Source organism: Polynucleobacter sp. 30F-ANTBAC (genome assembly GCF_018882385.1).
GTDB lineage: Bacteria > Pseudomonadota > Gammaproteobacteria > Burkholderiales > Burkholderiaceae > Polynucleobacter.
On sequence record NZ_JACVON010000001.1, the window covers coordinates 1,024,270 to 1,037,914 of the forward strand.

The 13,645-nt window shown below is 41.6% G+C and carries 14 protein-coding genes; 3 read left to right on the top strand and 11 right to left on the bottom strand.

The annotated features are described in order from the left end of the window. The first annotated feature begins 8 nt into the window (after positions 1–8). Positions 9–815: an indole-3-glycerol phosphate synthase TrpC gene (trpC, locus tag ICN28_RS04805; RefSeq protein ID WP_216286604.1), complete on the top strand. Its 807-nt coding sequence runs from the start codon at positions 9–11 to the stop codon at positions 813–815. 12 nt (positions 816–827) lie between these two features. Here the strand turns inward: trpC and ICN28_RS04810 are convergent, their stop codons facing one another. Next, a complete protein-coding gene (locus ICN28_RS04810; RefSeq protein WP_216286605.1) occupies positions 828–1,253 on the bottom strand; it encodes a hypothetical protein in 426 nt (141 codons plus the stop codon). Between the two features lie 112 nt (positions 1,254–1,365). Here ICN28_RS04810 and ICN28_RS04815 point away from each other — a divergent pair, with 112 nt between their 5' ends. Both ICN28_RS04815 and ICN28_RS04820 read left to right on the top strand, forming a co-directional pair. Further along, positions 1,366–1,941 (top strand): TetR/AcrR family transcriptional regulator, encoded by a 576-nt coding sequence (locus ICN28_RS04815; protein ID WP_216286606.1) that lies wholly within the window; start codon positions 1,366–1,368, stop codon positions 1,939–1,941. A 34-nt stretch (positions 1,942–1,975) separates the two neighbouring features. Continuing rightward, positions 1,976–3,397: an outer membrane beta-barrel protein gene (locus tag ICN28_RS04820; RefSeq protein WP_216286607.1), complete on the top strand. Its 1,422-nt coding sequence runs from the start codon at positions 1,976–1,978 to the stop codon at positions 3,395–3,397. Between the two features lie 52 nt (positions 3,398–3,449). On the opposite strand, the gene ICN28_RS04825 is transcribed toward ICN28_RS04820, so the two are convergent. The 10 genes from ICN28_RS04825 to ICN28_RS04870 all read right to left on the bottom strand — a co-directional run bounded on the left by ICN28_RS04825 (position 3,450) and on the right by ICN28_RS04870 (position 13,633). Further along, positions 3,450–3,896, bottom strand: coding sequence for a nuclear transport factor 2 family protein (locus tag ICN28_RS04825; RefSeq protein ID WP_216286608.1), 447 nt, complete (start codon positions 3,894–3,896; stop codon positions 3,450–3,452). Between the two features lie 58 nt (positions 3,897–3,954). Next, positions 3,955–4,746 (bottom strand): 2-keto-4-pentenoate hydratase, encoded by a 792-nt coding sequence (locus ICN28_RS04830; protein ID WP_216286609.1) that lies wholly within the window; start codon positions 4,744–4,746, stop codon positions 3,955–3,957. A gap of 35 nt (positions 4,747–4,781) precedes the next feature. After that, positions 4,782–5,219 (bottom strand): tautomerase family protein, encoded by a 438-nt coding sequence (locus ICN28_RS04835; protein WP_216286610.1) that lies wholly within the window; start codon positions 5,217–5,219, stop codon positions 4,782–4,784. A gap of 30 nt (positions 5,220–5,249) precedes the next feature. Next, positions 5,250–6,023, bottom strand: coding sequence for an SDR family NAD(P)-dependent oxidoreductase (locus ICN28_RS04840; protein WP_216286611.1), 774 nt, complete (start codon positions 6,021–6,023; stop codon positions 5,250–5,252). A 71-nt stretch (positions 6,024–6,094) separates the two neighbouring features. Further along, positions 6,095–7,027, bottom strand: a complete 933-nt coding sequence (locus tag ICN28_RS04845; protein WP_216286612.1) for a catechol 2,3-dioxygenase — start codon at positions 7,025–7,027, stop codon at positions 6,095–6,097. Between the two features lie 289 nt (positions 7,028–7,316). Further along, positions 7,317–7,676 (bottom strand): phenol hydroxylase subunit P4, encoded by a 360-nt coding sequence (locus ICN28_RS04850; RefSeq protein WP_216286613.1) that lies wholly within the window; start codon positions 7,674–7,676, stop codon positions 7,317–7,319. Between the two features lie 11 nt (positions 7,677–7,687). Beyond that, complete coding sequence (locus ICN28_RS04855; RefSeq protein ID WP_216286614.1) at positions 7,688–9,235, bottom strand: YHS domain-containing protein; 1,548 nt, start codon at positions 9,233–9,235, stop codon at positions 7,688–7,690. 21 nt (positions 9,236–9,256) lie between these two features. After that, the gene (locus tag ICN28_RS04860) at positions 9,257–10,258 is read right to left on the bottom strand and encodes an aromatic/alkene monooxygenase hydroxylase subunit beta (RefSeq protein ID WP_216286615.1); all 1,002 of its coding nucleotides are present in this window, start codon (positions 10,256–10,258) and stop codon (positions 9,257–9,259) included. Positions 10,259–10,498: 240 nt separating this feature from the next. Continuing rightward, a complete protein-coding gene (locus ICN28_RS04865; RefSeq protein WP_216286616.1) occupies positions 10,499–12,172 on the bottom strand; it encodes a sigma-54-dependent Fis family transcriptional regulator in 1,674 nt (557 codons plus the stop codon). A gap of 150 nt (positions 12,173–12,322) precedes the next feature. After that, on the bottom strand, positions 12,323–13,633 hold the full coding sequence (locus tag ICN28_RS04870) for a DUF1329 domain-containing protein (RefSeq protein ID WP_216286617.1): 1,311 nt from the start codon (positions 13,631–13,633) through the stop codon (positions 12,323–12,325). Positions 13,634–13,645: the final 12 nt, after the last annotated feature.

Consider the following 13,645-nt stretch of genomic DNA (forward strand, 5'->3'; position numbering starts at 1 on the left):
ATTACATCATGAGCGACATTCTAAAACGTATATTGGCCACTAAGTTTGATGAAGTCTCTAAAGCATCTGCTCAAATTCCAATGCATACCGTACGATCTGATGCTGAAGCTAGTTTGAATGACTCGCATCAAAAACCACGCGGTTTCATTGCAAACATTGAAAATAAAATATCACTTGGTCAGGCCGGCGTCATTGCTGAAATTAAAAAAGCCAGCCCAAGTAAAGGTGTCTTTAGAGATGATTTCAATCCTGCCAAAATTGCAGAGTCTTATGAAAGTAATGGTGCCGCTTGCTTATCAGTATTAACCGATAAAGACTATTTTCAAGGTTCTGCCCAATACCTGAGAGAAGCTCGCAACCACTGCCATATTCCTGTTCTGAGAAAAGATTTCTTGGTGGATGCTTATCAAGTGTATGAAGCACGAGCCATGGGTGCGGATGCGATTCTATTAATTGCAGCAGCTTTAGATGATTCTCAAATGAAAGACTTTGAGAGTATTGCCCATGAATTGCAAATGGACGTACTCGTTGAGGTTCACGATGGCGCTGAGCTTGACCGTGCTCTCAAACTAAAAACACCTTTACTTGGCATTAATAATCGCAACCTCAGAACATTTGAGGTGAGCCTAGATGTCACACTGTCATTATTGCAATACATTCCAAAAGAAAAGCGCGTTGTCACAGAAAGTGGCATTCTCAATCAAGAGGATGTTCATAAAATGCGCGCTGCTGACGTTCATGCCTTCTTAGTCGGCGAGGCCTTTATGCGTCAAGATGATCCTGGATTAGGCTTAAAACAATTATTTTTTAAATAAAATCAGCAACCCTTATTTCAAGTCACCACCCAATGCTCGCGCCTTGATTTCAGAGGCACGCATCAGACTTGCGGGTTGACCACCAATTGCCCAATATTGCGGGGGTATGGGCCAACATCCCCCGCGAATCCAAGACCTATCGACTTTCAATACGTCTACCACAAGGTCTGTAAAACCTGTCAATAGTTGATGACATTGCTCTATGGGTCTCCCTTCCAGAACAAGAAAGTGAAAGTACGGTGCTTCAACACCTCCTTCACTCAACAACTCACCTGCAACAGCCATATGTCTCTTTTGATAAAAATTAACAAAAACTCTGACTCTATCCAGAGGACAAGCTAAAACTTCAGCATATAGATGACTCGATGACACTAATAACTCTTTTATTTGTGAATCTGAGTAGCAATTGTCTGCTAAGTGATATTCCAAGATGGGCATGATTTATCTTTCAAAATATTTTTTTATCATAGCCTCAAATTAGTATAAACGCTAATAGAAAAAATGATACCGATTGGTATCATTCAATACAAATATAACTTTCATCATTTCAATGACTAGTTTCTTATCCCTAAAAGATAGAATTTTATCTTCCGCAGCAGAGCTCTTTTATCACAACGGTATCAGAGCTGTTGGCGTTGAAGAGGTGGCCAAACACGCAGCTACCACCAAGGCTGGTATTTATAGAAACTTTGAATCGAAGGATCATTTGATTGCTGAATGGCTTCAACAACAAAATGATCAACATCGTGATTGGTGGTTAAGTATTTATATTCAGTACCCTAATGATCCACTTACACAACTCAAAGAAATTATTCGTGGCGTTGGTCAAGCACTACTTCTTAGCTCACGTGGCTGTCCATTAACCAACTCATCTGTTGAGTTAACTGATGATGATCACATCGCTAGATCTGTGGTGCTTGAACATAAGGCTTGGATTAGGAATGAACTAAAGTCTTTATGTAAACAAGCCAAACTTCCATCGCACACTTCCTTAGCAGAAATGCTTTTTCTTTTGATAGAAGGCGCGAAAATCAGTACCAATTCATTTGAATCAAAAAGCCCCGCAAAGAATCTTGCTAGCTCAGCTAATTCATTGATATTGGCTTATCAAACATCTATTAAATAAATCCACATACATCTATTTTTATTCAAGGAAACTCATGAATCATCCTCACTTTAAAAAAGTAGCTTTTATACAACTAGCTACTTTTTTGCTGGCAACATCAACTATGACATCAGCCCAATCTCAGGCAGATACATCTAAGAATACAAGTAGCCCATTCTTATTAGAAGAGACCTCAGTAGGTAAAGCCATTAAAGAAACCACTGGCGCTACAGTCTTTGGATTATTGCAAGCAGGCTATTCATATAACGACGTCACCAGCTCTGGAGACAAAAAGAAGTCACGCTCAAATACTATTGCCGGGCCATCTGATGAAGGTCCTCAATTTAATGGCATGATTCTTTCAATTGAAAAATTACCAGAAGCGAACTTTATCCCCAGAATCACACCTTTACCTGGCCCTATGTCAGAGAAGTATTCATGGGGATTTAGAGCAGACTTGCACTATGGTCGTGATAGTTTGATGTCTGCCGCCAATGGCATTGAAAACACTTGGCATCGTAATCAAGGAGCCCCAGGAATTCCACCTAACGCGAACCAGATGAATTACCTATCATTTCCAATGGTTTATGCACAAGCTTATGCCCCACTTGGTCTTGGCACTGCTATTACAACCGGTCGCTTTGGTGTTAATCTAGGATATGAAATTCCACCATCATGGCGCCAAGCGCCTAACTTCTTTTACTCAAGAACTTACGCCTTAGTTTCACAAATTGACCAAATTATTGGCACTCAAATTTCAACTAATCTGGTTCGCAATCAATACGGCATGGTTCTTGGTGAGTTTGGTTTCGGTAAAGGCTATCAATTAGGTAAAGACAATAACAACAGTAATAACGTTTTTGGTGTTTTGCGCTGGAGAAGTAATGACATGTCTAAGTTCATCAACTACAGCTTCATTGCTGGGGATGAACAGACTGATTCAACTCGTTCAAACGAAGCGATGACTTGGTACCCTAATCATCCTATAGTTGCATCAACAGGTCAAAGAAGAGAGCAGCATTCGCTTGTGGCTGGCTTTGCACCCCATACTCAATGGAAGATTGCGGGCGAACTTCTTTATGGCAAACAAGAGGGCTCTGGTGATGCCTGCTATATCGTGAACCCGGCTACATGCACGCCATTTACTGGTGCCGCGTATAAAGGCTTCAATGGTCACTTAACATTCAAAGTATCCGAAACAATTCGCTATGGCTTGCGCTATGAAATATTTAAAGACCCGCAAGGTTTTGCTTTGACACCATTAGGCACTCCTGGAGCAACGGTCCAAGCATTGACCCTTGGTGCTAATATTGATCTAAACAAAAATATAGTTTTAAGGCCAGAGCTAAGGCATGATTGGGCAAAGACCACGAATAGTGGAACTAAATTTTTTGGCAATGTACCACATGCAGGCCCATCAACTGCAACAGATAACAAACAAACAACTATCTCTGCAGATTTATTGTTTTACTTCTGATTGAGCCTGTAGTTGAGTTCAACCGGTTTTAGCAACAGCTATCACCGGTTTTTTATTTCTTATCTATATCCAACGGATAACCACGACCTTCGTAGTCAAAACCGCCAATTCGGTGTTCAACGACTCCTGTGTGTGTGGGGCTAGCATAGTAGGCCCTGATCTCCTGAATCTTTCCATCAGGTGTGAATTGATACCATTCGTCACCGCGTAACACCTGACCTATTTTTTTCTTAAAGTGAGTCCATTCAATGACGGCTTTACCCGTTTCAGGGTCACCCACAAAATTATCCACCGTCCAAAAAGAACCCAACTCAGCAACACATTTAGCCCAACAATCGCCAATAGCAACAGAACCACTTAAAACACCAAAGGGACTTCCCTCTGGGAAATAATGTGTTCCTTCCTTAGTAAAAAAATTTTGAACTGCTTCTGAGCTACCCCTGTTGCAAGCATCAAAATAGTCGCGGATGGTTTTTTCCATTGATTCTTTAGTGAGCATTTTGTTTTCTTTGTTGAACTGAAACAACTTTAAATAGAGTCTAAAAAACCGTCATCACTTAAGAAAAATAGGCTTTGACATACCCTAGACCACCAAATTCCGCTAAAAACGTTTGTTTGGTTTTAGCGGGGTGAGCTTTCGTTAAACCACCCGTCATAATGATAGATCCGGCAGGGATACTTAATTCCTGTTGAGCTAAAAAATTAGCCAACCATGCAATCGATGCCAAAGGATCGCCCATGGAATTAGCACCTATCCCGGTATCCAAACAAGCACCCTCGGACCAAAGTAGAACGCCACTTAATCGAAGATCATCGACCTGAGATAGTTTCTTAGGCGCACCTAATACCACTCGAGCACCAGAACTATTGTCGGAAATATTATCGACCAAAGAAAATTTATATTCTTTGTAACGCGTATCCACAATCTCCAAAGCAGGCATCACTGCTTCAACATGACTCTGAATGGTATGGCGAGTTTGCCCAGCCCCCGAGATCTCTTGATTAATGAGGATAGCTATTTCCGGCTCAACCAATGGATGGATAAGCTCCTCAAATGGAATATAGCCATCTAAAGCACCTTCTCGATGATCCAGTAAATGATCTTTTGTTAAAACACCATAATTAGGCTCTGCTATATTCATTTGTGCACGCATGGCCGCACTGGTGTAGCCCAACTTGAATCCCACCATTGGGCTTGAGCGATGTCTCAATGTCGCAGCTTGAATCGCGTAGGCATCATCATGTGTTAACTCGGGATGAAGAGATGTCAGGGTATCAATTGGAGTTTGAGTTTGCTCAGCTATCCAAAGGTTAGAGGAAAGCTTCTCAATTAAATCTTTAGATGCCATCACCGTTCTCTCATCAATAAGTTTTAGAAAATACGTTATGAAGCGGCTTTGGCTCGAGCCTCTATTTCAGCTTTTCGCAAAATAGCAGCAGCCACACCACCAATACCCCAATTATCAGGCTTGCAATTGGCAATATGAACCCGGATACGATTTTTTTCAGTACCTAAATGCTGGGCCAATACATTCGTGACACCTGCAATCACCTGATGGTGTTGTTCTGCTGAACGACCTTCCATCAATACCATCTCAACATAGGGCATCTCAACCTGGCCCCGTGGTTTAACTTTTAAAACTTCACTGGCTGGCTGCCCTTCAATCCCCCAAAGGTCAGGATCAATTTCTGTCACCCACACCTCTAGTCGATCTTTAGGTGCTGCCAATACGTCAATCATGACTTGAGAAACATCACGAATAACGTTTTTTAAAGTTTCCTTAGAATGCCCCTGCAAAATATTGATATGTGCTACTGGCATATATATTCCTTTAGATAATTAATTTTATAATTAAGGTAAGCCACGACGACGCCCTGAATCCAACATCAATGATGAACCTGCCATCGCATCAGCCTCAGGTGCTAACAACAAGCAAATACCCCACGCCACCTGTTGCGGTGTTGTAAACGCATGAATCGCAGATTCCTCTTTTAATTCATCAAATACTTCTTCAACAGAAATACCGCGTTGAGCAGCACGGGTATTGGCTACATTGCGTAAACGTTCTGTATCTGCCGGACCTGGAGCCACTAGATGAGCAGTAATGCCTCGGGCACCTAAGGCCCAACTAAATTGACGCATCAAATTTGTTAAACCTGCATTGGCAACACCAGCTGTTGCTGCATAGGCTGTCGGTTCAAAGCCATAATGCCCACCAACGGCCACTAAACGTGAACCACGCACCAAATGTGCATCCACAGCACGCTGTAAACGCATCATGCCGCCAGCTTTAATATTGATTGCTTGTGAAAGTGCCAACGGGTTAGCCTCTAAAACACCCCCTGCAACTGGAACACCAGCTGCATGAACCACCATACGAACGGTGCGATTCATTTTAGTCACAACTGCTTTAATTTTCTCTATAGCAGAATCATCACCAATATCAGCAATGCAATAACTCATATGCTCTGAGCTACTCACCAACTTTTTTAAATCATCCTCTGATCGCCCAACTGCAATGAGATGCAATCCAGATTCCACTAAGCGCCTTGCAACTGTTTCACCTAATGCCCCAGTTGCACCAACCATGACCACTAATTCACGCTCTTGACTGGAAGTTGTCATTTTTAACCTCTAAAAAAATGGTCACTTAGTAAGCAACTAAGTGACCGATCTGACCATTAAATAAACAAAACTTAACTAACGATGGTCAAGAACGATTCATGCAACTTGCCAGTCGTATGATCTAAACCATAACCAAACTCATCAAATGTCCACTTAATTGGCTCCCAATCTGGATATGGCTCATAACTTCCGCAGAATGTTTCAAAGCGATTGCCTGATGGATCCCATGCATAAATGGTTGTGCCACGGGTAACGCCATGACGCGTTGGACTGATATCAACAGGGACTTTGTTCATGCCAATAATGTCTGCAGCACGTAAAACTTTTTCCCATGACTCTAGACGGTAAGAGATATGGTGCAATTTACCTGGCTCTGGGTGCTCAACAAAGGCGATATCGTGAGCCTTATGAGAGCAACTCATGAAGAAAGCGGCTGTATGCTCGCCATCTGGTGCCATCACATATTCAACCACTCTAAAACCTAGAACCTTGGTGAATAATTCTTTATTGCCCTGAATATTCGGACCATACAGCAAGCAATGATCCATACGGATTGGTGCAATACCATGTTCAGCCGTTTTAGGATTCCATGGTCCTGGATTCACCAAACCTGATCCATTACCAATTTGTTTCTTTTCAGCATAAAGTTCAAAGAAGTGACCTGATGGCGCTTGAAAACGAACACGCTCACCAGTTTCTAATAACTCACCTGCTGGAATACGCTCGGTTTTAACACCGTAAGCATTTAAATCTTTTTCTAATTGATTGAGCGTTGGTACATCTAAAACTTTAAAGCCAAAAAAATCAATGCCCGCACGATCCGCTTGACGAATGATCACGCTACTATGATCGCGCTCATCCCAAGCTTTGAAGTAATAACGACCTGTGGCATCCTTACCAGTCTCGACCAAACCCAAAACATTTCTATAAAAATGTAATGCCTCTTCTAAATCTAACACGCGAATTTGTGCGTGACCCGGTCTTAATACGCCTGTCATTGCCATCTAACTTCTCCTTGCTGTTAGTTGAAAGAAACATATCCTTCAACACTGATTAAATGTTTTTTTACTTTAATGATTGTGATACTTAAAAACTGGTAAATCAATCAGAATTTTCCCTAGAATAAAAAATATATATTGAGGCTGAAACCCTTTGCTGACAATGTCATCAGAGCGACTAAGTTAAATCTCAGAGACCTTTTTTAATCTAAAGAAAGAATTAATAAATTAAATTTATTAGAAATGAAAAAGGCGCACGAGGCGCCTTTTTCATTATCAACATCACATACAGTGTTTAGAAACAAATTCCAAATAGGCCATCTAGTCCTGGTGTTTGGAAACGCAAACAGTCTTTGTGACCAATGCCATTATCAGCCAATGATTTTTCATAATCAGGTTGAAATGGTTTGTTGTCTTTTAACCAAGTCACCTTTGACCAATCAATTTTGGCAAAGTCAGGATGCGCTCCATAAGACTGCGCCAAAGGCCCACCGAATAGATCGCTGAACTTCATCACAGGTGGCAATGGGAAAGCTGCTGTGCCATAAAACATCAAATGCTTATCCCATCCCACGTACAACAACTGATTGCCATGGAACTTATCCGCGGCATCCTTTGAAGGGAACTTATATTCTGAAATTGCTGCAACTGCCATAAATCCCCCTATTAGTTTTTAGTTGCTTGATCACGCCATTGAGCGAAATTTTTCTGATCTTCTGAACCTTGGAATGGACCATTCTCACGCCCCCAATCCAAGTCATAGTATTCAGCCACTGCTCTTACAGGATCAAAGCCTTCAACTGTTGGGTTAGTACCCTCTACAAAGTTTGTTCCCTGGAAAATTTGATGCACAGGCAACCAAGATTGAACATATTTCTCTGGCTCGTCATCAAAAATCTTATGGCAATGTGTTGAACAGAATTGGAACTTCTCACCCATATAAGTGCCTTCTTCATACGCCAATTGAGTCGGATCATCTGGCTCTGTATAGAACACAGGAATCTGACAAACTTGGCATAAACGCGGTAAACCTTTTGAGAAGAATGGCTTACCTTCATCTTCCAACTTCTGGAAATACTCAAAACGAGGACGATAGTATTTAGGGAATGTGTCTGGATACTTTGCATCCAACCAATCCAACTCTTCCTTATTTGGAATCCAAGTATGGAAGTTAGTTAAGTAGTTAGCACTGTTAAATGTTAACCAAGCTTGATGAGTAATATGACCTTTTTCTTTACGCACTTGCTCTACACACTCTGGCACCTTGATACCATAACGCGCCAAGTCGTTGAACAAGGCCATGCCGTTACCTTCAAAGTAGATCTCCCAAGCTTCTTTCCAGCTCATTACCCGCTTAGGTAACATATAGTCTTGCATCATGCCTACAAGCGTTAAGAGACGCACACCTCTCCAGCACCACTTATCAATCCACTTCTGAACGATAGGCACGTTTTGTGGATCTTGCTCTAACATGAACTTGATCACTTCAAGACCTAAAGTCATATGACGTGATTCATCAGACTGTGCTGAGAAACCAAATGTCATGGCAGCCATGTCACCGTTGTAGGCCGCACCTGATACAAATGGCACAAACAACAAGTTTGTTAATACATACTCAAATGAGAATGAAATCGCTGTAATAAATTCAAATGGGCCAGCTGATAAAGCATCTTCAAAGAATGACTTTGGTACGGAGTAGTACCACATGCGGTCAGCTTTGTGATGCCAGTCATCTAAACCGTTGTAGAAACGGTTGTAGTTAGACATCGCGTGAATCTGTGTTTGTGCATGACGTAATTCGTCAATTGATTGCATTTGGCAAGCAACTGATGCGCCAACACCTTTGAATTCACGGCCTAAACGCGCATAACCTTTGTGTGCTTCATATTCCAAAGGCGTAATACCGTTTAACCATAGTTTCAACGCATTAACATAACGCGCATCAGTCACTGTTAGATGACCATTGTTTTGAGAGAACGCATCAATAATGGCATATAGCTTGCGCTCTTTTTCTGCTTGGTATTTCCAGTAAGCATCCACTGTTAAACGGAATGGGTCTTCCCATTTATCCCAATCGTGAATCTTGATACCTTCATAAGCCAATTGAGGATAAATATCCTCTTCTTTTTGATAAGTCGCATCCCAAGCTAAATCGCGCGTCATTAAGTGATAACGCTCTTTTAAACCTAACTTCTTCTTTACATTCATATCCATGATTTATATCTCCGTCTCTAATTATTGGAAATTCAACTCAATACCGATTTTTTTAGCACGCTCTTGCAATGCCAAAGAAACGTCTGCTAATGCTGCATCTGCCTCAACACCTAAAGCAATCTTTGCTACTGGTACCAATGCATCTCTTGATTTCTTAGCCCAAGCACTGGCCCACTCACTTAACAATTCTTTGTTTTCTGGTGATTCAGCTGCAGCAGCTTTTAGAACAGCATCAACCCACTTTGCTGTTTCAGCTTGCCAGTCAGCCATAAACACCGTCATCATGCCGATCGTTGGACCTGATTTAACTGCCCAAACACCATCAACAGCTTCTTTGTAAATCAATGGATAAAGTAAGCCGTCCAATGCAAAGTTTTGCGCCACAAATAACTCCATCACATCACGAGTCACTAAAGTCTCTTCAATGTATTGGCGCAATGGCTGCCAATCAGCATCTTTTTCCCAAGCCGCTTTACCAGCTTTTAGATCATCAACGTCACCTAAAGCCAAACCTAGACGAGTTAAATATTGAGCAATACCTAAATGGTCAAAACTTGCATAAGTACAAGCTTGATTAAGTGCAGTACCGTAAGCATAAGCAGCCATACAGTTATTGTTCATATTGGCGCCCCAAGCCACATGGCGAAGAGGCATCAATGTTTTAAGAGCAATCGCTTTAACTTCAGCATTAAGAGAGGTCTCTAAGCCACGCTCTTCAATAAAGTCAAAACTCTTTTCAATTGCATCTTGCTGACGAGCGCGCGCTTGAGTGTAAGTACCATAGTAGAACTGACGTGGATCTTTTAAAACATACCAATCTTTTAAAACAATCTTCGTACGACGCACATCATGGATCTCACGCTCTGGATCCCATGTTGGTCTGTAATGAAAGTTATCGGTAGGCTGAAGATCATAAGTAGCTTCTTGATAACGGGTTGCTACCTTGTCGCCAAAACGCTTTTCAAGATGCTTAAAGGTATTTCTAAGCGGCTTTAAAGCAATCGTCTGTAAATCAACTTGCATATTTTTGCTCCATAAAGGTGAAGGCTTGCACTAAAATTGTTTATTACTCCTTTGTAATAATGCAAAGATCGTGCCAAACCCTATCTAGCTCAATGTTTATAGGCGTTGCAGGCGACTGATTCAGGGAAAACCACTAAGGTTTAGGGTGTTCAAAAAGTTACAATTTTGTAAAGCGTGTAACTTCGATGTTACAAATTTGTAACTTGGATGACTTTTACTCTTTAGATCCGTTTAAATGAGTTACTTCTTGTCTTCTTTTTCAAGGCAATAAGCCACTTGGCGTCTCGTAACACCTAGTAACTCTGCTGCTTTGGCTATATTGCCCCCGGTTTTCTTTAAAGCAGCCTCCATCAGCATTAATTCACAGTTTTCCAAAGAAATACCATCCTTGATCATTTCCTCAATCAAGTTATTTATTGAGGATTTGCTCTGTGTATTAACTCTGCCTTGAGGGCTTAACTCAACTTCATCTGGGAGAAGATCGGCTACCCCAGCAAATAAATGCTTTAGTTCTATCATTTCATCAGAAGCAGTTAATAAAACACCGCGCTCCATCATATTTTCTAGCTCACGGATATTTCCAGGCCAGGTATAAGTCATGAGCATCTTCATGGCCTTATCTGTCACACCTGCAATTCTCTTGTTATGCAATAAAGCATATTTCTTGATGAACGCTTCCAAGAGCAAAGGTATATCTGCTTTTCTATCTCGCAAGGGCGGAATGTTCACTGGGTAGGCATTTAAGCGGTAGTACAAATCAGCTCTAAATTTGCCATCTTTAACAGCTTGCTGCAAATTCACATTGGTGGCGGCGATTAACCGAACATTCACTTTGCGCGTCTTGATATCTCCCAAGCGCTCCAATTCACCACTCTCCAGCACACGTAACAACTTCACTTGAGCTGCCGGTGTTAAATCACCCACCTCATCTAAAAATAACGTGCCATTATTGGCTCTTTCAAACCTACCTGGACGTGCTTGTTGCGCACCTGTAAACGCGCCCTTTTCAACACCGAATAATTCAGACTCTAAAAGATCATTCGGTATAGCAGCGCAATTTAAGGCCACAAATGGCTGAGTAGCACGATCACTGTTGTCATGGATCCAATGCGCAAATACTTCTTTACCAACACCGGTCTCGCCTAATAATAAAACGGTAATGGGTTTTGCAGCAGCAGTGGATGCTAAATCCAAAGCTTCTTTAAATGTTTCAGATTCACCAATAACACTCGCTGGAAGTGCTGTTTTATTCAGCGATGCTCTTAAGCTCACAACCTCTTCTTGAAGATCAATCAAGCGCCCAGCAATATTTTCTGGTTTGTAATACTTTAAGTAATCTTCGGAGTCTTCCCAATGCTCTAGGAGGCGAGCTTCGATATAACAATGATGATCGCCTTTACACACACATTGAGTTTCTTTGAATATCACAGGACGACCAACAAAAGTTGATACATAACCGGATGCATAACCTACCTGCGTCCAACACTCAGCGTCTGTGCCTACGCCAAACTCTTGTAAATGCGTTTGAGCTTCCCACGAGTTCTCCCATACGAACTCACCGGCAAACTTACCATTTGGGATGTCCATTTCTAGCTTACGTTTCTCAACGCGGACCATGCCCTTAAATGAATGCAACATGGGTCCCAACATGATGCCCGCTTCAGGGCAATCATTGCTAGGCAAGCTCTTAGCTAATTCAGCGTCACGCACACCTGAGGCATAACCCAAGCGGACCAATAAGCCTCGTGCACGCTCTAAACCCAATGATTGAATGATTTCATTGCGAAAAGCACCCATAGCAGCTACGTGCATGAGCATCATGCGATTTTCACCTAACCAAATTTCCCCTGTTTCAAAAGAAAATTTCAGCTTAGAGCGCAAATCAATGAGTTCTGGTTCCAGAACCTTTTTCAACGTTGTCTCCCATCATTAATTGATATTTAACAACTCTATTTTCGTCTATTTTTACAATTTTGTAACAAGAAAAAACCCTTAAGAACCGAAGCCCTTAAGGGTTTGAATATTTAGGTTGGTCACCCAACCTAAATTCACACAGAAACTAAATTAGTCACCGCCGCGCATGAACTGAACTTGGAACATACGTGGTGGGTTCAACTTAGGATCAACCTGACCTTTGAATTGACCTGTTGTGCAATGCTTAGCTTGCAAGTCAACCATTGAGAATGAATCGTCGATCGGAATACCTGAACCTTTGTTCACAGGTAAATGTGAGTCTGGATGTGACTTACCAATTGTGAATGTCTTCCAGATTTCACCTTTCTTATCGTAGATCACGCTACGGTTAATCGTGTTTGCTTGTGCGTCGATGTAAAGTAAACGCTTGCTGATTGGGCTTGGATCAACTGGTGAACCTTCCACAACAAACACTTTACGTAACTGCCAAGTGATGTTTTGGAAACACTTACCTTGACCACCAAAATCAACATACTTGAAGCCGTCTTTTTCAACAGGCATATCTTCTGCTAATTTCAATTGGTTATGGTAGTAGTAAGGCATCAACACGTTCTTAGTTGCTATAAACTTCCACTTGTATGCTGATAAGCGATCGTTGTAACCCTCAAAGTCTTGAATCATCAAGTCAGCACCCAAGAATGAGTCAGTTACTTGACCAGTTGCCAAACGACGTACACGACGTTGGAAACCTAAATACAAATATGCATCATCTGCTTTTGTATCGTCTTCGTAACGTTGAATCAATAACTGAGTACCCTTCAAATCTTGTGGCTCCATGATGTTCATGTAAATACCACGGAACAACTTAGATGGGTTTGGAGTTACTTCTGGTTTTGGCTCATGTTCAATACGATGTGTAAAGTTCAAGAAGTGAAGATTTAACTTCAATGTCTTCTCAAGCTGACCTGTTGTCATGTTGCGATATTTCCAGTAGAAAGGATAAATCGCAGCGTTATCACCCCAGTTCACGCCGTACTTGTAGTTCCACATAACCTTTTCACCGGCACGTGGATCTGCAGCTGATGGCTCTTCCAAGAATGGACGACCTGCAACAAAGCCTTCGATTTCACCTGGTTTTGCACCAAGCTTCGTCTTATTCATGTTGGCACGTGATGCCTCAACATAAGCCTTGTTCATATCGAAAGAAGTTGTTTTAGCAACAGGCACTTCCAACCAACCGCGTTTGATCATGTCAAACAAAGCTGGGTCGATCGCATCTTTGAACTGATCAACGTTCTTAGCACTAACAACAGTACCTTCAGTCAAACCAGCAACTGTTGGAACACCACTCTTATATGGGAAGAATGATTTTTCTAAATCGGCTTCTGTTGCTGCTGTTGCCATACCAACCGCACCAGCGGTTAGTAGAGCAACAAATATTGCGGAAAATTTTGTTTTCATTATTAATTAACT